Genomic DNA, 25,346 nt, shown 5'->3' on the forward strand with positions numbered 1-25,346 from the left:
GTATGAATTGAGATCCTAGAATTTATAGCCCAGCATGACCCAGAATTTGGTCTTGTCCGCAGGGGCGTAGCTGGCGTCAGGGCCGTCATAATCGGCCATCTGCACGGACAGCGACACATTGTTTGCAAAGTTGACATTGACAAAGGCGTCCAGCTCTTCACCCAGATCATTGCTGGTGTTCTCAGAGCTGAAATCCCGCCAGATCAGGCCCGCGCGCCAGCTTTCAATGGCTGAAGACTCAACACTGGCGCCATAGCTCACCTCAACGTTGAAATCTTCCAGACCGTCCGCGGGCGCGGCGCGACCGCCGCCATGGAAGACATCCGCCCAGCCAGCGGTGCCGTGATTGGAAGCCAGCGGGTTGGCGAAAGCGACATTGCCGTCGCCAGAGACCACATCATACCCAAGCGCGAAGCGGGCGCCGCCATAGGCGAACGCGACGCCGCTATCCACAAGCGTGTTGTCAAAGCTGGTTGTGGCGGAGCCGGAATCGTTTTGCGCCGCGACCATCAGGTCATAACTGACGCCGATTTCGCCCAGATCTGTCGAGCCGGTTACGCGTGCGCCATAGGTGGTGTTGGACAGGTTTTCGCGGCCAGCTTCAGGGATGTCGATCAGATAGACAAAGCCTGCGATCTTGAAGGCGTCGCTTGCTTCAAAGCTGGCGTTGAAGAGATGGGCGTCGGTCTCCCAGTCAAAATTGGTGTCCGGCCCTTTATTGAGCTGCCAGTGATAGACATAGCTGGCTTCAAACGCGCCATTTTCATAGGTGGCCATCACGGCGTCATGGGAGTTCTTGTCCTGACGCCAGCCGGGAGAACCGATAATGCGGTTGCCATCAAAGCCGAGATACTGACGGCCCAGGGTGAAGGTCAGCGCGTCGTTCGGCGCAAACGTCAGCTGGGCGCGGTTCAGCTCAGTGAAGTCAGGGTCGTTGATCGTCGCGAACTGGGGCCGCGGATCAAAACTGGTGTTCCGGTCATCGCCCGAGAGCGTGATGTTGTTTTCAGCTTCCGCCAGAAACGTGAATCGGTCATCCGCAGGTTTGAAGCGCACGCCGATCCGGCTGCGCAGGGTCAGGGAGTCCGCATCCAGCTTGCCGGTCTGCTCGACCGTTTCGTATCGGGCGCGAAATTCGCCGAAGACTTCAGCGGACTGGGCGAAGGCGGCCTGGGGAACCAGAGCCACGCCCGCGCCCAGCAACAGGCAAAGTTTGTTGGAAGTCATGTCTAGCCCCATAGTTCGAAAACTAAAAAATACTTGGCGGTCCGATTTGGGACGGCCTGTGTCTGGAGCGATTAAGGCTAAAAATACTTCAATTTTTGTTAGTCAGGTGTACAGAAGGAATACACGCCTTTATCTGGACTGGGACTTTCGTGTCGGTCTGCGCGGGTACAGGGCAGGTCTATTCCACCATTTGTGCGGAGTTGAGGGGAGGGCGCGCTGACTTGAATGCACTGTAGATCAACCCCAGGACCGCAATCACGGCCAGGATGTTGATGAGCCAGGACACCACACGCAGTCGATCCGCCATGGCGGATGAGATCATGGGTGTGTTGGCGAGCGTTTCATTGATTTCAGCGATTTGTGCGCGCATTTCAGTGTCGAGCCGGGTCATCGCCAAGGCCTGATCCTGAATGGCCGTGGCTGAGCGGTCTGTATCCAGCCGTGCGGCTTGCAAGGTCAGGCTGCGAATGGCGGGGAGGGCTTGCTCCAGAGCCGCGAGGGGCGCGTCAAGATCTGACCGCGGCGTCGCCAGAGCGCTCATGACGTCCACGCCGGCTTCGTACTCATCAAGATTGATCAGCACAGCTTGCATCCTCAATTGCGAGGGCGCGCTGATCATCGCGTGGGCGTCGCGCATCAAAGAGCTGAGCTCTTTGTCCAGTGTCGAGGCGGCGTAGATGCGCTCGACTGAAAGCCGTGACTGGGTTTCAAACTGTCGAAGGGATGCGCCGATCACGATGCTGAGCACGGCATAAACCAGCAAGAACAACAGGGCGAGACTTGGCAGCGCCTTACCTGAGGCGGGAGAGAGAACAGACTTCAAGGCAGGCATGGCGGCATCTCCGTTGAGACGCGCGATTCTCCTGTGACAAGAGCGCGCGACTAATATTCGCCCACACTGATCCTGACTTGTTTAATGCATTCTTTAACGTGTGGCTGACTCCCCTAAAGCGGGACGTGAACAAAAAAGGGGCGCACGAGCGCCCCTTTTCAATCCCTGACTGAGGTGCGTTACGAAGCGCGCATGGTTTGTACGAAGCTTTCGAATTCTTCTTTCCAGGCCTCGTGGCGATCCGCCATTTCCTGTGCGGCGGACAGCACGGATTTTGAAATCTCGTCGGTCTGGTGTGTGAACTCCACCACTTGCGCCACGCTGGAGGCGGCGTCGCTGGAGCCAGAATCCGCGCGCTGGGCGGATTCCGCGATCTCGGTCGTCGCGACACGCTGCTGATCAATAGCCGCCGCACAGCTTGTGGCCAGCTCGCCCAGCTGACGCACGGCCTGCAAGGTGCGGTCTGTGGACGCCGCCGTTTTCTCGGATGCGGATTGAATGGCGTTGATCTGGGCGGAAATCTGTTGGGTTGCGCTGCTGGTCTGCTCGGCCAATTCCTTGACCTCGCTGGCCACCACGGCGAAGCCCTTGCCCGCCTCGCCGGCGCGCGCCGCTTCGATCGTGGCGTTCAGCGCCAGAAGATTGGTCTGGTCCGCAATCGTTTCGATCAGGGTGACGATCTCGCCGATGGCCTGAGCGGCTTCAGACAGTTGAGTCACCACGGTCGAGCTTTGCTCGGTTTCCGAGCTGGCTTCATTTGACAGCTCGCTGGTGCGCGTCACCTGCTCGGAGACTTCGCGGATCGACGCCGCGAGCTCTTCCGAGGCCGCCGCAACAGCCTGGATGCCAGACGCCGCAGCGCCTGAGGCGGTTTGAGCGTTACGCGACAGGCCGGACGCCTCGCTGGACGAGCTTTGCATTTGAGACGCGGAGGACGACAATTGCTGGGAGGCCGACATCACCGAGCTCAGCAGTTCAGTGGAGCTGGTTTCAAAGCGCAGTACAGCGTCTTCGATATCCTTTTGGCGCTCCAGTCGTTTCGAGGCGTCAGCGGCCTGATTGGCGTGGACCTGGTCCGCATTGCTCAGCGCGTCTTGCAAGGTCGCAATGGCCCGCCCGAGATCGCCAAACACATCCTTGCGTGATGTCTCTGAAATCGCCATGTCGCGCTCGCCGTCAGCCAGCTTGCCGACCAGAGACTGGATCGAATTGACCGAGCGCCGAATGCTGCCGCCGATGACCTGGGTCATGGCCATCAGACCCGCCGCCGTCAGGATCAAGGCGATCAGGCTGACCCATTGCGAAGCGGTCGCCATCTGGTCGCGGCTGGCCCAAGCGGCTTCCAGCAGCGCGCGTTCACCGTCACGCACCACTTCGATATTGGTGTCCATCCGGTCGTCATAGACGGCCAGTTCTTCAATAAAGCGCTGCATTTCAATGTCGGAATACGTGGCGATATTCGTCGCGGCGCCTTCGATCAGTGAGTTGAGTCCAGGCACGTCTGCACGGATCGCGGCGAGCGCGGCCCTGAATTGCGGCTCTGTGACGATACCTTCCACATCCGACAGGGCGATTTCAAAATCTGTCAGATTTCCAAGCGCAGCGTCCCGGCGTTCAGCCGTGGGCGAGCTCGCCATGAGATAGGTGTCGCGCAGAAGCGATGTGAGGTCCTTTTCAAGGCCGCTGGCCGCCACGAGGTTTTCTGTGGCCTGGGTCGCGCGATGGTCAGCGCGTTGGCTGAATATGCCCGTGACGAAGTTCGCGCCCACATAACCCAGCATCAGAATAATGGACGCGCCGGCGATCATGCGAAGCCGGGTCGTCATGGAGAACTGATCTAAATGCTGGATCATGGCTTGCCCCTTAACTGGCTGCATGATTGCGCGATGTTTGCTCAATTCAGGCGGTCGTGTGCGCAATCCTTAAACATGACTTGCCATTGGCGCGTTAAGATAAGTTTGCGCAAGAGGGAGGCTTTATCGGCGACCGCCAGCCATTTTCGCGGCGTCGCGCTGACCTCTCAGACTGAGCATCGCCCAGACGCCCACCATCGGTCCAAGCGCCAGCGGCCAGAAGGCGAAGCGCCATCCCGTATACTCCGCCCAGACGGGAAGAAGCTGAACCGTAATCAGCGTCAGGGCGAAGCCCAGAGCGGTTTGCAAGGTCAGGATGGAGCCCGCCTTGTCAGGCGGCGCCAATTCGGCGGCGGCGGCGGAAAATTGCGCAGAGTCCGCGATGACGGTGACGCCATATACGACTAGCAAGCCGATCATCAGCGCGGCAGGGCCGGACCAGGCCAAGGCGCTGAGCAGGGCGCACGCGCCACTGAGGGCCATGGCGACGCTGGCCACCAGCGTGCGGCCGACCCGATCGGCGATCCAGCCCGCTCCGAGCGCCCCTACAGCGCCGACGCCCACAATGACAAAGGTCGTGATCGGAACCGAAAAGGAGGAAGAGAGGGCGGTCTGCTCGGCCCAGACGGCGAGAAAAACGCCCACCCAAGCCCAAAAGGCATAGAGCTCCCACATATGGCCCAGATAGCCCAGATTAACGCGGGCCAGAGCCGGATCGGTGAGGCTGAGGCGTATCGCGCGGGGATCAAACCGGGCAGCGCGTTTAAAGGCGGGGCCTGTGCGGGCGCACAGGATCAAGACAGCGCTTGCTAGCGCCGCCAGGCCAGACAGGGCGAAGGGAGCGCGCCACCCCAAAGACTCGGTGACCACCGGCGCTAGGTGCGGGCTGGCAGAGCCCAGGGTCAGGGCCCCGACCAGCAAGCCGATCAACAGCCCGGTATCGCCTTTGGCCCAGCTGGCCGCGAGTTTCATGCCTACGGGATAGACAAAGGCGAGGGCTGCGCCCGCGCCCAGCCGTGTCACCGGCATCCAGAGCGAGCCGGGGTCCAGCAGGACGGCGGCTCCGCTCATCAAGGCGGCGATGCTCGCGCCGGCTGCGAAGACATGGCGCGCGTCATATCGGTCTGCGACGCCCAGAATGGCGCTGGTCAGAGCGCCGAGAACAAACCCGAGCTGGACAGCGCTGGAGAGGGCGGCGCCGACGAACGGGCTCAAGGATCCTGTGTCTTGCAAGCCGGGAAGGGCGGCGGCGCCCGCGAACCAGACCGACAACGCCAACACTTGAGACAGGGCGATCAACGCCAGATGGCGCGGTTTGCCGGACAGGTCAGCCATGCTCGAAGGGGCGCAACGCCGCCGTGGCGGTCGCAGTAGCGCACAGGACGCCGTCGGAATTCCACAACCAGCCTTCGGTAAAGGCGACGCTGGAGCCCAGCCGCACCACCTGGCCGCGTGCGCGCGCCCGGTCCGTCATCAAGGGCCGCAAAAAGCTGGTTTTCATTTCCAGCGTGGGCACGGCGGCCTTCAGGTCACCGGCGATGAAGGCGGACAGGCTCATGGCTTCGTCGAGGAAACCGGTTACGATGCCGCCCTGTACGGAGCCATTGGGATTGCGAAAGTCCGGCCGGGCTTCAAACCAGGCCTCCACCCAATGCGCATCCGGGTCGAGATCAATCAGCGAAAAGCCGAAATGCCGTGTGACCGCAGGCAAGTGAGCGGGATCAGAGAAGAGTGTCGCGAGCTCGTCCCGACGGGATTGAGACGCGCTCACTCTTTATTCCGGAACGCTTCTAGGCTGACCACGGTGCCTTCATTGACTTCCTCATCATCAGACCCTTTACCCGGCGTATCGCCCGGTGCAGGCGACGCGTAGTCAAAATGAAGCCGGAAGCCGACGCTGGGGTCGTGAAAGCGGGTCACCGCGCGCCAGGGAACCTTGAGGTATTTCGGAACGCCGCCGAACTTCAGCGTCACTTCGAACCCTACATCATCAATTTCCAGATCCCAGAACTGGTGCTCCAGGACGATGGTCATCTCTTCTGGATAGGCGCTGGCCAGGGATTCATCGATATCGCAGCCTGGATCGGTTGTGCGAAAGGTGATGTAAAAATGGTGCGCCCCCGGAAGGCCGTCACCTGCCGCCCGTTCAAGAGACTTTCGAACCACGTCGCGCAAAGCATCTTGTGCGAGCCGTTCATATTGCATCAGGTCTTTCGTCACCTGCATCGCCCTTTCCCAGCCGCGGCAATCAGTCAGGAGCGTACTTGTTCCCAGCGGTGCGTCAATCGGTCGTGGCGGTCAGACACACCTGTCCGGCGTCCGCCTCAATTCGTCGTGCGCAAGACGGGGCGCCACCGTTCAGAGCGCATACACACCTGAATAAGTTTTTGGCAACCAAACCCTAAGGTCTTTGGTATAGGGTTTACGCATCATCGACGAGGTCAGGCCTTTGCGCGGGGCTGGATGATGGGGAGACTATCGATGCGAGCTGCATTTAGGCGCTATTGGCCGTCATCGGACGCGACTGAGCCCTTAAGCGTGGCCTCGGCGCGCGTGTTGACGGTCTTCTGTGTGCTGGGCGGGCTGAGCTGCCTGGCGATCAACGTCCTCAACATGCATTTTCTTCCCGAATACGCCTTTGAAATTATTACGGGTACGGCGTTGTCTATCTTTGTGCTGACCGGGCCTTACCTGATCAACGGCCGGTCGCATTACCAGCTTCGAATGCGGTTCGTCGGCATCACGTTCGTTGGGTTTCTAGGCTTGCTGTCGCTGCTGAACGGCGAGTTGATCAATGTCAGTAATCTGGGCCTGGTGCCGGCGGTGCTGACGTTTTGCCTGGTGCTGGGGCTGGTGGATGGGCTGATGATCGCCCTATTCAGCATTGGTATTTACACAATCACTTACTTGATCACCCGCTCTGGCGGAGATGCCGGATTATCGCTGCCGACGCTTTATGCGGGCATGGTGCTGACGCAGGTGTTTGTGTTTCTGTCGGCGTGTTTTTTCCGCGCTAGCATGATGACGGCTGTGGCCGCGCTGAAGTCTGAAAAGCTCAAGGCCGAGCAGGCCAATCAGGCGAAATCCCACTTTCTGGCCAATATGAGCCATGAAATCCGGACACCGCTGAATGGCGTTCTCGGGATGACCGCCGTGCTGGCGCTGTCCAAGCTTGATGATCGCCAGCGCAAGGCCGTCGAGGTGATCCGCACCTCGGGTGACCATTTGCTCTCGACGCTCAATGACATTCTTGACCTGGCCAAGATTGATGCAGGCCAGATGGACGTTGAAACCGTGGAATTCACGCTGGGCGAGGTCGCTGAGCAGATTGAGTCGCTTTACGCGCCACAGGCTGAAGACGCCAGTCTCAGCTTTTCCCTGCGCTATGAAAACGGCGTGAGCGCACAGAGCTTGCGTATCGGGGACCCGACACGTCTCAGCCAGATTGTTCATAACCTTGTATCGAACGCCATCAAGTTCACGCGCAAGGGCGGCGTGCGCCTGATTTTCTCTCAGGATGAGGCGACCGATGAGCTGATCTTGCGCGTGCGTGACACGGGCTGCGGGATGACGGCCTCACAACTTGATCGCGTCTTTATGCCCTTTACCCAGGCGGATGCGTCCACATCGCGTGAATACGGCGGCACGGGTCTGGGTTTGTCGATCGTCAAGCGCTTGCTGGAAATCATGAAGGGCCGCATTGACGTCGAAAGCGAACCGGATATCGGCACGCTGTTCACCGTCCATCTGCCGTTTCGCTCGGCCAATGCGCAAGACCGTCACGCCGCGATCAGTCATGACTGCGAATGCAACGGCCTGATCCCCAAAGGGCTGAAAGTGCTTGTGGTCGACGATTGCGAGACCAATCAGGCCGTTGCTGCAGGCTTGCTGCGCGCTTGCGATGTCGACGTGGTTCTGGCCGATAGCGGAGAGGCGGCGCTGACCCAGTCCCAGACGCATGATTTTGATCTGGTGCTTCTGGATATCCGTATGCCGGGACGCGATGGCGTCCAGGTGTTTGGGGATATGAAGGCGGCGCGGCAGCAAGACAACCGCACCATGCCCCCCGTGATCGCAATGACGGCCAACATCATGGCCCATCAGGTAGAGGGCTATATCGAAGCCGGTTTTTGCGACACCCTCGCCAAGCCCTTGCGGCAAGATGTGTTGATGCAGGCGGTGTCTGACGCCCTCACTGAACACAGTGCTGCGATGCGCGCCCGCTCCGCCTAGGCATGTGACGCCATCCGACAGGCCAGACTGAGCTCGCCCCAGTCGTGGCCCTAAATGATGACCGGCGCGCTGAGATCCTTGGTCATCACATGCCGTACAGCCCTCACCTCCCTGTCATAGCTCTGCACAGTGCGGACTTTGTAGTCTGACCGGCGCGTTATCCCACGCGGTCGCCTGAAGCTATTGCGATACTGGACGGCGTGCTGTGCGGGCGGCAGCAAGCTGTCTGTCAGAGCTGTGAAGCGGGGGCTGGAGTGTTGCAGGTCTGCTCCTGCGACGGGCGTAAAGACCGCGTCAAACGGGGCCTGCCGCTGAGTGGTCAGACGCGAAACACGTCCCCTTCCTTCAGGCGGTGGCGCAGACCATGTCGCCGGGAAAGTGGAGGCTTCTGTTGCCAGGCGCCTCCGAACCCCGCCTAACCTTGCTAGAGATTAGGACTTAAGTGCGAGATACCCGCGCTGCTAGGCAGCGAGAGCGACCTCTTCAGCATAGTTGTCGTTGGCAACTACTATATATGGGCTGGTAACGAAGCCCATTCGGGCGAAAGCTACGTCTTTAGCCATCCGTCGATCCTATTCGGCCCCATGCTCGCCGCCCAACGTGCGGAGGAAGATTGGTGGAGCCGCCGGGATTCGCACCCGGGTCCGGTCTAGTTATTACACGCGCGTTTATCGCCATAGTCCGCCGAAGCGAACACTATGAATATAGGCGATGCGACTGCTCCGTTAAAGGGGCGGGCGCATCGCCCGAAGATGTCATCAGCCCATTTTCATGATGAAAGCATTGAGCTTGTTGCCATCGAGATCGCGGAAATAGGCCGCGTAAAAGCTGTCGCCGCGCCAGCCTGGCTCGCCCTCGCAGGTTCCGCCCAGTTCAATCGCGGCGTCATAGATCGCTTTTACATGGTCTTCGTCACGGGCGGCCAACGCCACCATGACGCCATTGCCGACAGTGGCCGGTTCGCCATTGAACGGCTTGGTCAGCCCGATCCCGGCGCCGCCGTCAAGTTTGCCCCAGGCGATGAAATTGCCCGGATCCTCCATCATGCGCGGCGTATCGAGCAGCTCCGCGATACGGTCATAAAACACGGCCGCCTTCTCAATATCATTCGTACCGACAGTCACATAACCAATCATAACATGTTCCCCATTTGTTCGGATCACCAATGAACCATGCCGCTCTGATCGCCGCAAGTGAAATTCAGGTTACCCGAGAGAATACTCCCCTCAGCCCTTGAAGCCGCGCAGCCTCAGCGCATTGGTCAGCACGCAGACGCTGGAAGCGGCCATGGCGGCGGCGGCGAAGATCGGCGACAGCGACCATCCGAAGACGGGTGTAAACACCCCCGCCGCGACAGGGATCAGCAGTGCATTATAACCGAACGCCCAGACCAGGTTTTGCTTGATATTGTTCAGGGTCGCCCGGCTGAGGCCGAGGGCGGAGGCCACTTTGGCGGGGTCGTCACGCATCAGGACGACATCCGCGCTGTCTACGGCGACATCAGATCCGGACCCCATGGCGATTCCCACATCTGCTTCGGCGAGGGCGGCGGCGTCATTGATGCCGTCGCCGATAAAAGCGACCGGGCCATAGGCTTTGCGCAAGGACGCTACGGCCTGGAATTTTTCATCGGGCGGGGTTTCAGCGCGGATATCGTCAATTCCGAGAGCGCGCCCCACCGCATGCGCGGGCGCGTCGCCATCTCCGGTGATCATCGCGATTTTGACTCCCTGACGCCGTAAAGCCTCTAAAGCCTCACGAGCGCCGGGCCGGATCGGGTCTGAGACGCCGAAGGCGGCTTGTACTTGCGTGCCCCGCGCCAGAAGAATGACAGTGTCACCGGCCTCATCCATCGTCTTGATCGCGGATTCCAGCGGATCGAGAGCCACGCCCAGCCGCTTCATAAAGCGTTTGGAGCCAAGCGCGACGCTGTAATCGTCCAGCGTTGCGATCACGCCAAACCCGGCTTCGGCGCGCCAGTCCTTTAGCGCGGGCAAGGACAGTGCGCGATCATCGGCAGCTTTGAGAACGGCGCGGGCGATCGGGTGTTCGCTGTCGTGCTCAAGCGCTGCGGCGAGGGCGAGCGCGTCGTCTTCGCTGACATCGCCTGTAGTCTGGATTGTCGTCAGCGTCGGACGGCCTTCGGTCAGGGTGCCGGTCTTGTCAAATGCGGCGACGCGGATGCCCGCCAGGCCTTGCAGCGCCTCGCCTTGCCGGAACAAGACGCCCAGCTCGGCGCCGCGGCCTGCGCCCACCATGATCGAAGTGGGTGTCGCCAGTCCCATCGCGCAGGGGCAAGCGATGATCAGGACCGCGACAGACTTCACCAGCGCCTCGCTCAATCCCGCTTCGGGGGCCAGCGTTAGCCAGGCGAGGAACGTGACAGCCGAGATGGCGATCACGGCGGGCACGAAATAGCTCGTCACCCGATCCACCAGGGACTGGATGGGCAGTTTGGCGCCCTGGGCGTGCTCGACCATGGCGATGATCTGGCTCAGCACGGTGTCAGCGCCGGTTCGCTCGGTGCGGATTGTCAGCGCGCCATTGGTGTTCATTGTGCCGCCGACCACGGCGTCGCCTTCTGATTTGAGCACCGGAACCGGTTCGCCTGTGAGCATGGATTCATCCACATAGGACTGGCCCGCTGTCACCACGCCATCCACCGGCAGGCGTTCGCCAGGGCGCACATGAACCGGATCGCCGGGGAGGATCGCGTCCAGCGCCCGCTCGACGATTTCGCCGTCACGTTCCACCCGCGCGGTTTGGGGGCGCAGACCGATCAGCGTACGGATGGCGGCGCTGGTGCGCCCCTTGGCGCGCGCTTCCATGTAGCGGCCCGCCAGGATCAGCGTGGTGATCATTGCGGCGGCTTCAAAATAGACGTGGCGCGCGTCGACCGGAAACAGGGCGGGCGCCAGCAAGACCAGCGTGGAATAGGCCCAAGCCGCGCCTGCGCCGAGCGCGACCAGCGCGTTCATTTCGGGCGCAAGCCGGAACAGGGCCTGGCCGCCCAGCGTGAAGAAGCGGCGACCGGGGAAGGCGAGCACAAGCGTGGTCAGCACGAACTGGATCGACCAGCTGAGCGTCTGTCCCAGCGTGTTCATGATGTAATGATGGAAGCCCGGGATCATATGGCCGCCCATTTCCAGCACGAAAACAGGCAGGGTTAGATTGGCCGCAAAGATGAACTGGCGTTTGAGATCCGCGCGTTCGCGCGCTTTGTCGGCCTCCTCGCGGGCGGCGCGATCCGGGGCCGGGTCATAGCGCTCGGCCTGAAAGCCCACGCTCTCGACCGCGGCGATCAGCGCGTCTTCGTCGAGGTTTTCGCCCACAAGCTGCGCGCGAGAGGTGGCGAAGTTCACATTCGCGCTTTGCACGCCGTTCGTCTTGGACAGCGCCGCCTCCACCTTTCGGACGCAGCCTGCGCAAGTCAGGCCGGACAGGGACAAGGTGAGGGCGGAGGGCGCAGTGGTTTCGGTCATACTCCTCAGATCGCCTCTGCGCGGCCGGCTTGCAAGTGTCTGGAGATGCGGACCGGCTGCGGTTTATCCGCGCAAGACCGGGTCAGGGATGCGCCGCTGGCCTTTCCCGAATCGGCTGCCGGGTTACACTCCGTCCCGACACTGGATTTCAGGAGGCCGCCATGGCGCTAGCCGAAACTCCGACGCCGATGATCGGCTCCCCCATCGAGCGCGCCTATCTTGATCTGCTGCACGAGATCATGGAGACGGGCGAGGATCAGACCGACCGCACCGGCACCGGCACGCGGGGCGTGTTCGGGCGTCAGATCCGCTGTGATCTCCGTGACGGGTTTCCGCTGCTGACCACCAAGAAGGTCCATTTCAAATCCATCGCGGTGGAGCTGTTGTGGTTCATCAAGGGCATCACCAACGTCAAATGGCTGCAAGAGCGCGGCGTCAGCATCTGGGATGAATGGGCGGACGAAAACGGCGAGCTGGGCCCGGTTTACGGCAAGCAATGGCGCCGCTGGGAAGGCCCTGATGGCGAGGAGATCGACCAGCTTCAGGGCTTGATCGACCAGATCAAACACAGCCCCGACAGCCGTCGTCACATCATCAGCGCCTGGAACCCCGCCGACGTGCCGTCCATGGCGCTGCCGCCCTGTCATACGCTGTTCCAGTTCAAGGTGCTGGGCGGACGACTGCATCTGCAGCTCTATCAGCGCAGCGCAGACATGTTCCTCGGGGTGCCGTTCAATATCGCCAGTTATGCGCTGCTGCTGGCCATGGTCGCGCAGGCGACTGGCTATGAGCCGGGCGAGTACGTCCACACCTTCGGCGACGCCCACATCTACTCAAACCATTTCGATCAGGTGCGCGAACAGCTCTCACGCACCCCGCGCGCCTTGCCGACGCTGACGCTCAACCCGAATGTCACCGATCTCTTCGCCTTCGAATACGAGGACATCACGCTCGAGGGCTATGATCCCCATGCGCGGATTTCCGCCCCGGTGGCGGTATAGCGATGACCCACGCCAAGCTCGCCATTGTCGTCGCGGTCGCCAGGAACGGCGTGATCGGCCGGAACGGCGATCTGCCCTGGCGCATTCCGTCTGACCTCAAGCGGTTCAAGCAAGTGACCTTTGGCAAGCCGGTGGTCATGGGACGCAAGACCTGGGACAGCCTGCCGCGAAAGCCTTTGCCGGGGCGGGCGAATTTCGTGATCAGTCGCTCTCTGGGCGCGGCGGCGGGCGCGTATGTGTTCGCCGATGTCGACGCGTGTCTCGATGAAGCGCGCGCCGCGGCTGTGGATGCAGGAACCGATGAGGTCTGCCTGATCGGCGGCGCACAGCTCTACGCCGATCTGTTGCCGCGCGTGGACCGCATCTATCTTACCGAGGTGGACCTTGAGCCTGAAGGCGATGCGCGTTTCCCGACGCTTGATGAGGCGGACTGGCGCGAGATCAGCGCCGACCGCGTCGAGGCGACTGAGAAGGACGATGCGGGGTTCACCCTGAGGGTGCTTGATCGCAAGGCGGCGGTTTAGCGCAGCACTCTGATACCGGTTTTACTTGAACCTGAGCGTGCGAGCCGCCACATATTGGCATACCTAAGACCCTAGAAAACCACTTAACCAGCGGGGAGATACATGCCCTGGAACGACAATGCAGGCGGCGGCGGCCCATGGGGCTCCGGCGGCGGCGGTCAGAATAACAATAATAACAACCCCTGGGGCCGCGGCCCCAACGGGCCGGGCCGTGGCCCGTCCGGCGGGGGGCAGGAGCCTGACCTTGAGGAATTGGTGCGCCGGTTCCAGCAATGGCTCGGCGGCAAGGGTCCGCGCGGCGGTGGCCGTGGCGGCTCCGGCAAAGGCGGCTCAGGCGGAGGCCTGGTCGGCGTGGTGGCGGGTCTGATCGCCATCGGCGTCATCACCGCAGCCTCTGTCTATCAGGTGGGCCCGGGTGAAGCGGGCGTCGTGCAACGCTTTGGCGAATACGTCCGCACGACCGGCGCCGGTCTGCGCATCAAGCTGCCCTATCCGATCGAGACGGTTGAAACCGTCAACGTCACCGAGATCCGCTCCGTGACGATCGGCTCGACCCCGCAAGAAGCGCTGATGGTCACCCGCGATGAAAACATCGTGGACCTGTCCTTCACCGTTCAGTGGCAAGTTGATCCGACCCGGGTTCGCGACTTTGTGTTCAACGTCCGCGACCAGGCGTCCATGGTGCGTGCAGTGTCTGAAAGCGCCATGCGTGAAGTGGTGGGCACCTCCGACCTGCAGCCGATCATCGGCACGGGCCGGGGCGAAGTGGCCCAGCGCGCCGAAGAGATCATTCAGGACACGCTGAACCTCTATGAATCCGGCATTCAGCTTGTGGGTCTGCAATTGCAGGAATCCGCGCCGCCTGAAGAGGTGATCGCGGCCTTCCAGGACGTGATCAGCGCCGAGCAGGACGCCGAGGCCATTGCTCTGCAAGCCACAGCTTACGCCAACCGCGTTGTTCCCGAGGCCCGCGGTGACGCCGTGCGTCTTTTGGAAGAATCGCGCGGTTATCGTGATCAGGTGGTCGCAGAGGCTCAGGGTCAGGCGGATCGCTTCAATGCAATTTACGCTGAATACGCCCAGGCGCCGACCGTGACGCGTGAGCGGATGTATCTTGAAACCATGGAACAGATTCTGGGCCGGTCCGAGCTGATCATTCTTGATCAGGACGGCGCCGCGAACGGGGCCATTCCTTATCTGCCGCTGGATCAGCTGGGTCGCAACCGAGGTGACGTCAATCGCGCCGCAGGCTCGGGGCAGGGAGGTTAATCATGAGATTTCTTACAATCGCCCTGGTGGTCGTATTGGGTGGTCTTCTGATCGCCGTCGCCACCGCCACCTACACGGTTTCCGAAACGCGCTCCGCCCTGGTTTTGCGGTTTGGTGACCCGGTTCGCGTCATCAACGATATTGGCGATGACGAAGCCGGTCTGCATTTCAAGCTGCCCTGGGAAGAGGTCTTGCTGTTTGACCGCCGCAATGTCGAATTCGACATGCGTCCGCAACAGCTTCAGGCGGGCGACCAGGAGCGTCTCGAAGTGGACGCTTTCTTGCGCTACCGCATCATCAATCCGCTGCGCTATTTCCAGACCGTGCGGAATGAAGCTGGCGCCAACGCCCGTTTGGGATCGATCATGGAAGACGCGCTGCGCGCCGTGGTCGGCTCGATTTCCTCTCAGGACGTCATCTCCGGCCAACGCGCCGAGCTGATGGATCGGGTGGAGCGTTCGGTGGACGCCGCTGTGACCCGCGCTGATCTGGGCATTGAGGTCATTGACGTGCGCATCCTGCGCGCCGATCTGCCCAATGAAGTGGAAGAGCGGGTGTTCTTGCGCATGCGCTCGGAACGTCAGCAGGAAGCGGCGCGCATCCGCGCTGAAGGTGAAGAACGCTCGCGTGAGATTCGCGCTGCGGCGGATCGTGAAGCGACGGTTATTCTCGCCAACGCCCGCGCTGACGCAGACCGGATCCGCGGTGAGGGCGACGCCCAGCGGAACGCCATCTATGCGGCGGCCTATGGGCAGGACGAGGAGTTTTTCCGCTTCTATCGCTCCATGATCGCCTATGAGACGGCGCTGCGGGACGGCACACCCATTGTCATGGGACCGGACGGCGCTTTCTTTGACTATTTCGGATCTCAAGGCGGCCGTTAACGGGTTTCCTGAGAGCAGACACTGGACCGGCCGGGCGCAAAACGCTCGGCCGTTTCACTTTTTGGCGCTCAAACACAGGTCAGCGCTTGGCGGCGCCGGGGCGGCGCCGTTAAGACTCTTGGCCTGATCGAAAGACCAAACTGACAACGGGGAATGCCGATGCGCGTGCTTGGCGCTGTGATCTTTGCTCTGGCCCTTATGGCGGCTTGCGCCGTACAGGCCGCAGCCCAGCCCAATGAGGGCTTCGCCGATCTCAATGACCGGCTGAGTCCCGCCGTGGTCAATATCGCCACCGCCCAGCGGGTTGGCGATGAGGATGGCTCGCCCCTGTTTGCGCCGGGCACACCGCTGGAGCGCTATAACGATCTGTCGGGCAATCGTCTGCGCATGCAGCGCTCGCTGGGGTCTGGCTTCATCATCGACGCGGACGGCGTGGTGATCACCAATCACCACGTCATTGACGGCGCGGACGAGGTGGAGGTTGTTTTGCAAAACGGCCGCATTCTCTCTGCGACGGTTGTCGGCAGCGACCCGGCCACCGACATCGCCGTCTTGCGCGTGCAATCTGAAACGCCCCTCCCGGTTGTCGCCTTCGGCGACAGCGAAGCGGCACGGGTGGGGGAATGGGTGGTCGCCATCGGCAATCCGTTCGGCCTGGGCGGCTCTCTGACCGCTGGCGTGATTAGCGCACGCGGTCGCGAGATTGGCGGACGCTATGATGATTATCTGCAAACCGATGTGGCCATCAATCGAGGCAATTCCGGCGGCCCCCTGTTCAACATGGACGGCGATGTGATCGGGGTGAACACGGCGATCTTCTCGCCCACGGGCACATCGGTCGGCATTTCCTTTTCCGTGCCCAGCGCCATCGCCGAGCCGGTGATCAACCAGCTGATCGAATATGGCGAGACCCGCCGCGGCTGGATTGGCGTCAACGTGCTGGAAGTCACGCGCGACATGGCCGAGGCGATGGGGCTGAACGCTCCGCGCGGCGCCGTGTTGACCCGGATCGATCCTGACGGCCCCGCCGCGGATAGCGGGCTGGAGACCGGAGATGTGATCCTGGCGTTCAATGGCCGCCCTGTGGCGGATGATCGGGTGCTGCCGCGCATCGTCGCGGAAACCGCGCCGGGCTCGCGCGTCGATGTGGAAGTGTTTCGCCGTGGCGAATCTCTGACCCTGGCGCTGGAGGTTGAACGCCTTGAGGAAGAAGGACGACCGACCCCGCCCGTGGGCGCCGAGCTGGATGAAGACGGCGATGGCCGCGGCGATGGTCTTAACGGCGATCTGTTCGGCATGACGCTTGAACCGATCACAGACGCGCTGCGGCGACGCTACCGCATCAATGCAGACGCCAGCGGGCTGGTTGTGACGGCTGTGGACCCCGATAGCGATGCGGCCGGCAAGGTCCGCCCCGGCGATGTGGTGGAAGAAATCGCCTGGACCCCGGTGGAGAGCCTCGACCAGGCCCGTGAGCTGATCGCGCGCGCGGGCGCCGACGGCGCGCCGATATTGTTCAGTCTGAACCGGCAGGGTCAGTACGTGCTTGAAACCTTGCGCAGCTAGAGCGCGTTGATGGCCGCCACGCCCGACATCCTGCTGCTGGCCGGCCCGACCGCGTCTGGAAAAAGCGCGCTGTCGCTTCATGCCGCGCGGGCGCTCGATGGTGAAGTGATCAACGCGGATTCCATGCAGGTCTATGACGGCTTGAGCGTGATCACGGCGCGTCCCGAACCCCATGAGATGGCGGGCGTGCCCCATCACCTGTTCGGCGTGATGGATCCCTCAAAGCGCTGCTCGGTCGGCGCATGGGCGAAGCTGGCGATCCAAGCTGTGCGCGACATTACCGGGCGCGGCAAACGCGCAGTCTTCGTCGGCGGGACGGGGCTGTATTTCAAGGCGTTGATGGAGGGCCTCGCGCCAACGCCGGACGTGTCTCAAGAGATTAGCGACGCGGTTGCCGTTCTTTATGAGCGCGGCGGACTGGAGGCATTGCGCACAGAGGCTGACGCGCTGGACCCTGTGGGCGCCGCCCGGATTGAGGCAGGCGACCGACAACGCCTGATGCGCCTGATCGCGGTCGCGCGCGCGGCGGGGCGTCCGCTCTCTGATATTCAGGCCGAGACGCGCCCCCTGATTGATCCAGACCGGTGTTTGGGTGTGGTGATCGCGCCGGACCGCGAGGCGCTTTACGCCCGGATCGAGGCGCGCTTTGATCAGATGGTGGCTCAAGGCGCGCTGGAAGAAGCCCGCGCCATCGCAGAGCGCCGCCTGCCGCCAGACCTGCCCGCTATGAAGGCGGTGGGCTTGCCGCCTCTGATCGCGCATGTGCAGGGGCGGATGGAGCTTGATGAGGCCATTGAGCTCGCCAAACGCGACACCCGCCGCTACGCCAAGCGCCAGTTCACCTGGTTTTCGAACCAGCATCCGGACTGGGCGCGCATTCACTCGCTGGACCCGGTCACGGCTCGCGCCGAGCTTGATGATATTCTTCTCAAACCCTTTTTCGGAGCCGCGTGATGGCTGAACCGTTGTATCAGGCTGATCTTGACCTCAGTGCGCTGGAAAGCGAGACCGTCGCCATTATCGGTTATGGCAATCATGGGCGCTCTCATGCGCTCAATCTGCGCGATATGGGCGCGCGCTCCGTCCTGATCGCCCTGCGGGAAGGCTCCCCCTCGCGCGCCAAGGCTGAAGCGGACGGATTTGAAGTGGTGTCCATGGCGGAGGCCGCGCGGCGCGCGGACATGTTGTCATTGCTGGCGGCGGACGAAGCGCATGGCGAGATCTGGCGCGAGCACATCGCGCCACATTATCGCCCCGGCCTGACCTTGCTGCTGTGCCACGGATTTTCCATTGAATACAAGGTGATCGAGCCGCCCGAAGACATAGATGTAGTGCTCGCGGCCGCGAAGGGGCCGGGCGGCGCGGTGCGCTCAAGCTTTGAAAAGGGCGGCTCGCTGATCGGGTTCTGGGCGGTGCATCAGGACTTTACCGGGCGCGCGGAGGCGCGGGCCAAAGCCTATCTGGGCGGGCTGGGTTGCGGCCGGGCAGGGGTCTACGCCACCAGTTTTGGTGAGGAGGCGCTGGCGGATATTCTGGGTGAACAGGCGGTGCTGGTGGGGGGCATGTGCGCCCTGGCGCGCGAGGGCTATGAACAGCTGGTCAACGCCGGGATCAGTCCTGTCATGGCCTATATCGACACCGTCCATGAGCTCAAATACATCGCCGATCTGATCCAGAGCCGCGGCATTGCCGGTATGTATGAAGCCATTTCCGACACCGCCGAATTTGGCGCCCATGAAGTGGAAGGCCCGATCCGAGACGCGGTGCGCCCGGTGTTTGAAGCCATCGTCAAGGATGTCACCGCAGGCGGTTTCGCCCAACGCTGGGTGGCCGATTACGAGCAGGGCCGGGCGGGATTGAAGGCCATGCGGGCCAAAGCCGCCGAGCATGAGCTGGAAGAGACCGGACGACTGATCCGCCGCGCATCGAACTTCGGTGACTGAAGCACTTAACCGAATTGATTGCGCCAACCGATTGCCAGCGGTGTAAAAAAGCGTATGCGTACCGCCGCTCTGCGCTCGGCCTCAAACCTGCAGGCGCTGATACTTTTTCGGATATGACCGCCATGAATCCACTTGTTCGCTTTTTCACCCGCATGGACGCCCGCGCCGCTCGCGCGGTCTACATCTCGCTGGGATTGTTCGCGCTGGTGCTGGCGATTTTTCTGACGGGCAAATTCGTCCTGGACATTGAACCGGGCCAGATCGGGACCTGGTTTGAGAGCGCGGCGGATCAATGGTACGCGCTGCCCGCGACCATCGTGATCTTCACGGTGCTGGCGTTTGTCGGCGCGCCGCAATTTGCGCTGATTGGGGCGGCGGTGTTCGCCTTCGGCCCGGTGCAGGGATTTTTGTACTCGTGGGTGGCGACGATCTGCTCGGCGACCGTGACCTTTTACGCCGGTCGTCTGGCGGGGGCGGACGCGGTGCGCCGTTATGGCGGGCAGACGGTCAATCGGATTTCTGAATTTGTCGGGCGGAACGGGTTCTTCGCCTCCATGATCGTGCGAATCGTTCCGAGCGCGCCCTTCATTGTGGTCAATATGGCGGCCGGTGTTTCGCACATGAGTTATTTTGCCTTCATCGGCGGATTGGCCATTGGCGTGCTGCCCAAAACCGCTTTGGTTGTGTTCGCTGGCGGCGGATTGATGGCGCTGCTGTCGGGCGGCGGATGGCTCGCAGTCCTTGCTCTCATTGGGATTGTCGCAGTTTGGATCGTCTTCATGCTGCTCGCGCGCCGCTGGCTGCGCGGGCCTGAAACAGAGTTAAAGAATCCCGTGGAAGACTCAGAGAACACTGAGGCTGAGGCGGGCGAGCGGCTTGCAATCAGTGACGCAGCATCGCACAAGGAGTCATGATACTTGCCCTAGCGCGGCGACTCGCCTGCTGCGCCTGACAGATAAAGAGGCAGAGAATGTTCTCCAGCGTGTTCGGTCTCCTTTCCGCGGATATCGCCATCGATTTGGGGACGGCGAACACATTGGTCTACGTCAAAGGCCGCGGCGTCGTTCTGAATGAGCCCTCTGTCGTCGCCTACAAGGTGGACAAGGGCCGCAAGCATGTGCAGGCCGTCGGCGCCGAAGCCAAGCTGATGCTGGGCAAGACACCGGGCAATGTGGAAGCCATCCGACCCATGCGTGACGGCGTGATCGCCGATTTCGACGTAGCCGAAGAGATGATCAAGCACTTCATTCGCAAAGTGCATAATCGTCAGACCTTCGTCAGCCCGCAGGTGGTGATCTGCGTGCCGTCCGGCGCGACCGCCGTGGAGCGCCGCGCCATTCACGAAAGCGCAGTCGGCGCCGGCGCGCGCAAAGTCTATCTGATCGACGAGCCGATGGCGGCGGCCGTGGGCGCAGGCCTGCCGATCGACGAGCCCACCGGCTCCATGATCGTGGACATTGGCGGCGGCACCACCGAAGTGGCCGTGATGTCTCTGTCCGGCATTGTCTATTCGCGCTCGGTCCGTGTGGGCGGCGACAAGATGGACGAAGCCATCATCAATTACATTCGTCGCTCGGCGAACCTTCTGATCGGCGAAACTTCGGGTGAGCGGATCAAGAAGGAAATCGGTTCCGCCACCCCGCCGCAAAAGGGCGAAGGCCTGACGCTGGACATCAAGGGCCGGGACCTGATGAACGGCGTGCCGCGCGAGATCGTCGTGACCGAAGCCATGATCGCCGATGCGCTCTCCGAGCCGGTCGAGCAGATCGTGGAAGCGGTCAAGCAGGCGCTGGAAGCGACCCCGCCGGAACTGGCGGCGGATATTGTCGACAAGGGCATCGTGCTCACGGGCGGCGGCGCCTTGCTGCGCAATCTCGACACCGAGCTGCGTGACCGCACGGGCCTGCCGGTCAGCCTGGCTGACGAACCGCTGTCTTGCGTGGTTCTGGGCTGCGGCAAGGCGGTGGAGAATCTGCGCCTGTGGCGTCCGATTCTGGCGGAAGCGGTTTAAGCGTGTAAGCGAGCCTGCGAGGGAGGCTATCCAGCGTGGCTCAACGGCGAAGTTCCAGACGAAGACAGGACGAGGGGGTGCGGTTTTCGCCTCTCCTGTTCATCGTTTGCATTCTGGTCAGCTGTTTCCTCATTTATATCGACCGGCCCGAAAGCCGACCGCAAGCTCTGACGGGCATGCGGGCTGGCTTTAATGATCTGGCGACGCCAGTGCTCGATCTCAGCGTTCGTCCCTTCCGCGGGCTCGCCAATATCGGCCCGTGGTGGAAGCGTCAGTTCGAGCTGGCTGATGAAAACCGCAATCTGCGCATGCAGGCGGCCGAGATGCGGGCCTGGCGCGACGCCGCCCTGTCTTTGCAAGAGCGCAACGCCCGGTACCGCGAAGCGCTGAACCTGCAAGCGGACGCCGCTGAGGCGCGCATCAGCGCCTGGACGGTGGCGGACCGGTCCAACGCTTTCGTGCGCTCACGCCTGATCGATGCGGGCCGGGAAGACGGGGTGCGCCCCGGCTATCCGGCGGTGAATGTGTACGGCCTTGTCGGGCGGACGGTGGAAGTGGGGCGCAGCTCCACCCGGATTTTGCTGCTGACGGACATCAACTCACGCGTGGCTGTGATGGCGGACCGGTCCAACGCCCGCGCCTTGCTGGTGGGCGATAACACCGAGTTTCCCCGTCTTGAATATCTGGGCGCCGAGCCTGATTTGCGCGAAGGCGACCGCATCGTCACCTCCGGCGATGACAATGTCATGCCGCGCGGCGTGCCGGTGGGCCAGGCGGTGCGTGATCGGGACGGGCGCTGGCGGGTCGCCTTGTTCAGCCGGACCGCGCCGATCGATCTGATCTGGATCTGGCCGTTCGAGCCGGTTCAGGCGCCTGAGGCGGATCCGATCAGTACGCCCGCCGGGCAAGAGGAGGCGAATTGATGCGTCCATCGGTTGACCGCAATAACGCCACCACCGATCTGGTTCTGTTCATCCTCACCATGCTGGGGGCGCTGATCCTGCACGCTTTGCCCAGCCGTCTGGGCGGCGGGCCTGATCTGGCGCCAGCCTTTCCTTTGATCGCCCTGTTTATCTGGTCGGTGCGTCAGCCCTGGTTTATCGCCCCGCCGGTTCTGCTTGTGGTGGGCGTTTTGCAGGATTTGCTGGCGGGCGCCCCCATGGGCGTCTGGGCGTTTGCGTTTCTGGTCGCCTTCAGCGTCATGCGCATGCGCGAAGCCGATGGCGCGGGCGGCGAGGTCGGGCCTTTGGCCTTGCGCTTCACCCTGACGGCGATTGTGGCTTTTGGCGCGGCCTGGGGGGCGGGCTCGTTCGCGATTGGCGCCCCTGTGGCGGCTGGACCGTTGATTACTGAAGCGATCCTGACCATCCTTCTGTTTCCGATCTTCGCTTGGCTGTTCGCCCGGCGAAAGGAACGCAGCACCTTCTCCTAAGGCAGCTCAGGCTGAGAAAGAGCCCGAATGCGTCGTGACAAGCAAGAGGCCCAAGCCCAGTTCACCCGCCGGTCCCTTTTGTTGTCAGGGCTCGGAGCGGGCGCTTTCGCCGCGTTGAGCGCGCGCATGTATGGCTTGCAGGTGCTCGAGCAGGACGCCTATCGGCTGCTGTCTGAGCAAAACCAGTTCAATTTCCGCCTGCAACCGCCTGCCCGGGGACGGCTTCTGGACCGGTTTGGTGAAGCGATTGCGGAAAACCGCGAAAGCTACCGCTTGATGATCGTGCGCGATCAGGCCGGTGATCCACGCGCTGCCCTGGAACGCCTGTCTCGCTACATGCCGATCAGCGAAACGCGCATCGAACGCATTTTGCGCGCCGTGTCGCGCACATCGCGATTCACTCCGGTCACTGTCGCCGAGGATCTCGACTGGGAGACGTTTGCGCGAATCAATCTTCATCTGCCCGATCTGCCGGGGATCACCCCGGATGTGGGCGAAGTGCGCACCTATCCGCGCCCTTATGACTTTGCGCATGTGACCGGCTATGTGCAGGCCGCGCCGCCTGAAGCGGCCAATGACGACCCGCTTTTGTTGCATCCGGGTTTCCGGATTGGTCGTACGGGCGCGGAGCTGCAGCATGAAGACCGTTTGCGCGGCTCGGCGGGGCAGCTCAAGGTCGAGGTGAACGCCACCGGCCGGGTGATGCGCGAGATCCCCGAACAATCCATTCCCTCAATCCCTGGCCAGGATGTCACCCTGACGCTGGACGCCCGTGCGCAACGCACGGCGATGGAAGCGCTGGGCGATCAAAGCGCGTCGGCGGTGGGGCTGGATGTGGTCACCGGCGAAATCCTGGTGCTGGCCTCCACACCGAGCTTTGACCCGAACGCCTTTGTTCTGGGCATCGGGACCGAAGCCTTCGCTTCATTGAACAACAATCCTTACAGGCCCTTGTTCAACAAGGCGACGACCGGGCTTTATGCGCCGGCTTCAACGGTGAAACTGATCTCTGCGTTGGCGGCGCTGGAGCATGGTCTCGTCGATCCGGAAGAGACGGTGTACTGCGCGGGGCATACCCGACTGGGCAATCGCGACTTTCACTGCTGGCGTCGGCAGGGGCATGGCCGCATGAACCTGCATGAAGCGGTCAAACAATCCTGCGATGTATATTTCTACGAGATTGCCAATCGATTGGGCATTGAGCGCTATCGCGAGATGATGCTGAGTTGCGGTCTGGGCGAGTATTTCGACATCGAGCTGCCGTTTCCGCGTCGGGCCGAGGGGCTGGTGCCCAGTCCGGCCTGGAAGCGCGCGCGTCGCAATGAACCCTGGACGACCGGCGACACCTATAATGTTGGCATCGGTCAGGGCGCCTTGCTGGCGTCGCCCCTGCAATTGGCGGTGATGACCGCACGCATTGCCACGGGCCGACAAGTGACGCCGACTTTGACGCGTCAGACCGGCGCTGCTCCAAACTTCGCCTCAATGGGGTGGAGCGCCGAGCACTTGGCGCTCGTCCAACACTCCATGTCGGGCGTGGTGAATGAGCCCGGCGGCTCCGCCTATTGGCCGTTGGGAACACGCGGGCTGGATCTGGACGGGCTCGAGATGGCGGGCAAGACCGGCACGTCACAAGTGTATTCAATCACCACGGAAGAGCGCGCGGCAGGTGTGCGTGACCAGGACGATCTGCCCTGGCGTTTGCGCAATCACGGCCTGTTTGTCTCCTACGCCCCGGTCAGCGCGCCGCGCTATGTGGTCTCTGTGGTGATCGAGCATGGCGGCGGCGGCACCCGCGCCGCAATACCCGCCCAGGCGATCTTGCGCGATCTGGTGCGGCGCGACCCCTCCAACGCTCGACCTGACATGCTCGCTTCGGCGGCGCGTCCGACCACGGAAGGGTAGAGCATGGGCGTTTTCACCCAGTCCGCGCCGCGTGGCTTTCGGGGCAAACTGTTTGAGATCAACTGGGCCTTTGTCCTTCTGATCCTGCTCGTCGGCCTCATCGGGGTCGGCATGTTGTATTCGGTCGAGGGCGGCGCCTGGAATCCCTACGCCTCACGCCATGCGCTCCGCCTGGGCGTGGGGTTGATGATCATGGTGGTCATAGCGCTGTTCCCGCCGCGCTTCTGGATGGGACTGGCGTATCCGGCCTATCTGGGGGCGCTTGTGCTGCTGGTCGGGGTGGAGCTGATGGGCGCCACGGCGATGGGCGCGCAGCGCTGGATCGATATCGGACCGATCCGCATGCAGCCGTCTGAAATCATGAAGGTCGCGCTGGTTCTGGCGCTGGCTCGGTACTACCACGACCTGCCCGAGGAGAAAGTGTCCTCGCTGGGCGGCTTGATCATACCGGCCCTGATGATCGCCTTGCCCATGGGCTTGATCGTCAAACAGCCTGATCTTGGCACCTCGCTCTTGCTGGCGGCTACCGGAGTGGCGATCGTGTTTCTGGCGGGGCTGAGTTGGAAGGTGATCGTGGGGGCAGGCGTTCTGGGCGGCGTCGCTGGCGGATTCTTCTTCCAGTACGGACTGCAGGATTATCAACGCCAGCGGATCATGACTTTCATCAATCCTGAAGACGATCCCATGGGCGCGGGCTATCACATCCTGCAGTCCAAGATCGCGCTGGGGTCGGGCGGGATGACCGGCAAGGGCTATATGGAAGGCACCCAGGCGCACCTGAACTTCCTGCCGGAGAAACAGACAGATTTCATTTTCACCATGCTGGGCGAAGAGTTCGGCTTTATCGGCGGGCTGGTGGTGCTAGGGCTGTATGCGCTGATCCTCGCCAATTGCGTGATGATCGCCACTTCCTGCCGGTCGGTTTTTCTGCGCCTGGTGGTGATGGGGGTGGCGACGACCTTCTCGCTCTACGTCTTCATCAATGTCGGCATGGTCATGGGCATGTTGCCCGTGGTGGGCGTGCCGCTGCCTATGATCTCCTATGGCGGCACGGTGATGATGACGGTGCTGATCGGCTTGGGCCTGATCCTGGGCGCTCACGTCCACCGCGACACTGAACCGCCCAAGGGCGCAGGTTTGTTTGGTTAACACCGCATTGCCCAACTTGACCGCAAGGCGCGGAT

22 protein-coding genes and 1 other RNA gene are annotated in these 25,346 nt (G+C 62.2%); 14 read left to right on the forward strand and 9 right to left on the reverse strand.

What is annotated here, in order from left to right; translation table 11 throughout:
• Positions 1-15: 15 nt before the first annotated feature.
• The 6 genes from ACP154_RS09330 to ACP154_RS09355 all read right to left on the reverse strand — a co-directional run bounded on the left by ACP154_RS09330 (position 16) and on the right by ACP154_RS09355 (position 6,138).
• Positions 16-1,227 carry an alginate export family protein gene (locus tag ACP154_RS09330; protein WP_421859701.1) on the reverse strand — a complete coding sequence of 404 codons (1,212 nt, stop codon included), beginning with the start codon at positions 1,225-1,227 and terminating at the stop codon, positions 16-18.
• 178 nt (positions 1,228-1,405) lie between these two features.
• Positions 1,406-2,059, reverse strand: a complete 654-nt coding sequence (locus ACP154_RS09335; protein ID WP_133725184.1) for a hypothetical protein — start codon at positions 2,057-2,059, stop codon at positions 1,406-1,408.
• Between the two features lie 179 nt (positions 2,060-2,238).
• The gene (locus ACP154_RS09340) at positions 2,239-3,912 is read right to left on the reverse strand and encodes a methyl-accepting chemotaxis protein (RefSeq protein WP_107712727.1); all 1,674 of its coding nucleotides are present in this window, start codon (positions 3,910-3,912) and stop codon (positions 2,239-2,241) included.
• Between the two features lie 123 nt (positions 3,913-4,035).
• Complete coding sequence (locus ACP154_RS09345; protein WP_421859699.1) at positions 4,036-5,247, reverse strand: MFS transporter; 1,212 nt, start codon at positions 5,245-5,247, stop codon at positions 4,036-4,038.
• Positions 5,240-5,683 carry a PaaI family thioesterase gene (locus tag ACP154_RS09350; protein WP_421859697.1) on the reverse strand — a complete coding sequence of 148 codons (444 nt, stop codon included), beginning with the start codon at positions 5,681-5,683 and terminating at the stop codon, positions 5,240-5,242. Before ACP154_RS09350 ends, ACP154_RS09345 begins: the two co-directional genes overlap by 8 nt.
• The gene (locus tag ACP154_RS09355) at positions 5,680-6,138 is read right to left on the reverse strand and encodes a ClpXP protease specificity-enhancing factor SspB (protein WP_107712730.1); all 459 of its coding nucleotides are present in this window, start codon (positions 6,136-6,138) and stop codon (positions 5,680-5,682) included. The genes ACP154_RS09350 and ACP154_RS09355 overlap by 4 nt, the downstream gene beginning before the upstream one ends.
• A 255-nt stretch (positions 6,139-6,393) precedes the next feature.
• Between ACP154_RS09355 and ACP154_RS09360 the strand changes: the two genes are divergently transcribed.
• Positions 6,394-8,145: an ATP-binding protein gene (locus ACP154_RS09360; RefSeq protein ID WP_421859695.1), complete on the forward strand. Its 1,752-nt coding sequence runs from the start codon at positions 6,394-6,396 to the stop codon at positions 8,143-8,145.
• 377 nt (positions 8,146-8,522) lie between these two features.
• On the opposite strand, the gene ssrA is transcribed toward ACP154_RS09360, so the two are convergent.
• From ssrA to ACP154_RS09375, 3 genes are all read right to left on the reverse strand, one after another.
• Positions 8,523-8,879: a transfer-messenger RNA gene (ssrA, locus tag ACP154_RS09365) on the reverse strand.
• A 24-nt stretch (positions 8,880-8,903) separates the two neighbouring features.
• Positions 8,904-9,281 (reverse strand): VOC family protein, encoded by a 378-nt coding sequence (locus ACP154_RS09370; protein WP_421859693.1) that lies wholly within the window; start codon positions 9,279-9,281, stop codon positions 8,904-8,906.
• A 90-nt stretch (positions 9,282-9,371) separates the two neighbouring features.
• Positions 9,372-11,627, reverse strand: coding sequence for a heavy metal translocating P-type ATPase (locus ACP154_RS09375; RefSeq protein ID WP_421859692.1), 2,256 nt, complete (start codon positions 11,625-11,627; stop codon positions 9,372-9,374).
• Positions 11,628-11,815: 188 nt separating this feature from the next.
• Here ACP154_RS09375 and ACP154_RS09380 point away from each other — a divergent pair, with 188 nt between their 5' ends.
• The 13 genes from ACP154_RS09380 (at position 11,816) to rodA (ending at position 25,311) form a co-directional block, all read left to right on the forward strand.
• On the forward strand, positions 11,816-12,628 hold the full coding sequence (locus ACP154_RS09380) for a thymidylate synthase (RefSeq protein WP_421861500.1): 813 nt from the start codon (positions 11,816-11,818) through the stop codon (positions 12,626-12,628).
• A gap of 2 nt (positions 12,629-12,630) precedes the next feature.
• Entirely contained in the window at positions 12,631-13,152 is a 522-nt protein-coding gene (locus ACP154_RS09385) for a dihydrofolate reductase (protein WP_421859691.1), read from the forward strand.
• Between the two features lie 102 nt (positions 13,153-13,254).
• Complete coding sequence (hflK, locus tag ACP154_RS09390) at positions 13,255-14,421, forward strand: FtsH protease activity modulator HflK (protein WP_107712735.1); 1,167 nt, start codon at positions 13,255-13,257, stop codon at positions 14,419-14,421.
• Between the two features lie 2 nt (positions 14,422-14,423).
• Entirely contained in the window at positions 14,424-15,305 is an 882-nt protein-coding gene (gene hflC / locus ACP154_RS09395; RefSeq protein WP_107712736.1) for a protease modulator HflC, read from the forward strand.
• Positions 15,306-15,464: 159 nt separating this feature from the next.
• Complete coding sequence (locus ACP154_RS09400; protein ID WP_421859689.1) at positions 15,465-16,871, forward strand: Do family serine endopeptidase; 1,407 nt, start codon at positions 15,465-15,467, stop codon at positions 16,869-16,871.
• A 9-nt stretch (positions 16,872-16,880) separates the two neighbouring features.
• A complete protein-coding gene (gene miaA, locus ACP154_RS09405) occupies positions 16,881-17,825 on the forward strand; it encodes a tRNA (adenosine(37)-N6)-dimethylallyltransferase MiaA (RefSeq protein WP_421859687.1) in 945 nt (314 codons plus the stop codon).
• Complete coding sequence (gene ilvC, locus ACP154_RS09410; RefSeq protein ID WP_421859685.1) at positions 17,825-18,814, forward strand: ketol-acid reductoisomerase; 990 nt, start codon at positions 17,825-17,827, stop codon at positions 18,812-18,814. Before miaA ends, ilvC begins: the two co-directional genes overlap by 1 nt.
• A 122-nt stretch (positions 18,815-18,936) precedes the next feature.
• Positions 18,937-19,728 carry a TVP38/TMEM64 family protein gene (locus tag ACP154_RS09415; RefSeq protein WP_421859684.1) on the forward strand — a complete coding sequence of 264 codons (792 nt, stop codon included), beginning with the start codon at positions 18,937-18,939 and terminating at the stop codon, positions 19,726-19,728.
• Between the two features lie 56 nt (positions 19,729-19,784).
• A complete protein-coding gene (locus tag ACP154_RS09420) occupies positions 19,785-20,825 on the forward strand; it encodes a rod shape-determining protein (RefSeq protein WP_009801441.1) in 1,041 nt (346 codons plus the stop codon).
• Positions 20,826-20,902: 77 nt separating this feature from the next.
• On the forward strand, positions 20,903-21,748 hold the full coding sequence (mreC, locus tag ACP154_RS09425) for a rod shape-determining protein MreC (RefSeq protein WP_107712741.1): 846 nt from the start codon (positions 20,903-20,905) through the stop codon (positions 21,746-21,748).
• Complete coding sequence (locus ACP154_RS09430) at positions 21,748-22,257, forward strand: hypothetical protein (protein WP_421859682.1); 510 nt, start codon at positions 21,748-21,750, stop codon at positions 22,255-22,257. Before mreC ends, ACP154_RS09430 begins: the two co-directional genes overlap by 1 nt.
• Before the next feature lie 27 nt (positions 22,258-22,284).
• Positions 22,285-24,162 carry a penicillin-binding protein 2 gene (gene mrdA / locus ACP154_RS09435; protein WP_421859680.1) on the forward strand — a complete coding sequence of 626 codons (1,878 nt, stop codon included), beginning with the start codon at positions 22,285-22,287 and terminating at the stop codon, positions 24,160-24,162.
• Between the two features lie 3 nt (positions 24,163-24,165).
• Complete coding sequence (gene rodA, locus ACP154_RS09440; RefSeq protein WP_107712744.1) at positions 24,166-25,311, forward strand: rod shape-determining protein RodA; 1,146 nt, start codon at positions 24,166-24,168, stop codon at positions 25,309-25,311.
• Positions 25,312-25,346 lie beyond the last annotated feature (35 nt).

The organism is Oceanicaulis sp., from assembly GCF_965249665.1.
In the GTDB taxonomy this organism is placed as follows: Bacteria; Pseudomonadota; Alphaproteobacteria; order Caulobacterales; family Maricaulaceae; genus Oceanicaulis.

What these genes read in the sequence shown, in the direction of transcription:
- ACP154_RS09370 (WP_421859693.1), bottom strand. Translation starts at nt 9,281, where the DNA reads ATGATTGGTTATGTGACTGTCGGTACGAATGATATTGAGAAGGCGGCC.
- ACP154_RS09345 (WP_421859699.1), bottom strand. Translation starts at nt 5,247, where the DNA reads ATGGCTGACCTGTCCGGCAAACCGCGCCATCTGGCGTTGATCGCCCTG.
- ACP154_RS09375 (WP_421859692.1), bottom strand. Translation starts at nt 11,627, where the DNA reads ATGACCGAAACCACTGCGCCCTCCGCCCTCACCTTGTCCCTGTCCGGC.
- ACP154_RS09415 (WP_421859684.1), top strand. Translation starts at nt 18,937, where the DNA reads ATGAATCCACTTGTTCGCTTTTTCACCCGCATGGACGCCCGCGCCGCT.
- ACP154_RS09330 (WP_421859701.1), bottom strand. Translation starts at nt 1,227, where the DNA reads ATGACTTCCAACAAACTTTGCCTGTTGCTGGGCGCGGGCGTGGCTCTG.
- ACP154_RS09420 (WP_009801441.1), top strand. Translation starts at nt 19,785, where the DNA reads ATGTTCTCCAGCGTGTTCGGTCTCCTTTCCGCGGATATCGCCATCGAT.
- hflC (WP_107712736.1), top strand. Translation starts at nt 14,424, where the DNA reads ATGAGATTTCTTACAATCGCCCTGGTGGTCGTATTGGGTGGTCTTCTG.
- miaA (WP_421859687.1), top strand. Translation starts at nt 16,881, where the DNA reads ATGGCCGCCACGCCCGACATCCTGCTGCTGGCCGGCCCGACCGCGTCT.
- hflK (WP_107712735.1), top strand. Translation starts at nt 13,255, where the DNA reads ATGCCCTGGAACGACAATGCAGGCGGCGGCGGCCCATGGGGCTCCGGC.
- ACP154_RS09360 (WP_421859695.1), top strand. Translation starts at nt 6,394, where the DNA reads ATGCGAGCTGCATTTAGGCGCTATTGGCCGTCATCGGACGCGACTGAG.
- rodA (WP_107712744.1), top strand. Translation starts at nt 24,166, where the DNA reads ATGGGCGTTTTCACCCAGTCCGCGCCGCGTGGCTTTCGGGGCAAACTG.
- ACP154_RS09355 (WP_107712730.1), bottom strand. Translation starts at nt 6,138, where the DNA reads ATGCAGGTGACGAAAGACCTGATGCAATATGAACGGCTCGCACAAGAT.
- ACP154_RS09380 (WP_421861500.1), top strand. Translation starts at nt 11,816, where the DNA reads ATGATCGGCTCCCCCATCGAGCGCGCCTATCTTGATCTGCTGCACGAG.
- ACP154_RS09385 (WP_421859691.1), top strand. Translation starts at nt 12,631, where the DNA reads ATGACCCACGCCAAGCTCGCCATTGTCGTCGCGGTCGCCAGGAACGGC.
- mrdA (WP_421859680.1), top strand. Translation starts at nt 22,285, where the DNA reads ATGCGTCGTGACAAGCAAGAGGCCCAAGCCCAGTTCACCCGCCGGTCC.
- ACP154_RS09340 (WP_107712727.1), bottom strand. Translation starts at nt 3,912, where the DNA reads ATGATCCAGCATTTAGATCAGTTCTCCATGACGACCCGGCTTCGCATG.
- ACP154_RS09430 (WP_421859682.1), top strand. Translation starts at nt 21,748, where the DNA reads ATGCGTCCATCGGTTGACCGCAATAACGCCACCACCGATCTGGTTCTG.
- ACP154_RS09335 (WP_133725184.1), bottom strand. Translation starts at nt 2,059, where the DNA reads ATGCCTGCCTTGAAGTCTGTTCTCTCTCCCGCCTCAGGTAAGGCGCTG.
- ilvC (WP_421859685.1), top strand. Translation starts at nt 17,825, where the DNA reads ATGGCTGAACCGTTGTATCAGGCTGATCTTGACCTCAGTGCGCTGGAA.
- ACP154_RS09400 (WP_421859689.1), top strand. Translation starts at nt 15,465, where the DNA reads ATGCGCGTGCTTGGCGCTGTGATCTTTGCTCTGGCCCTTATGGCGGCT.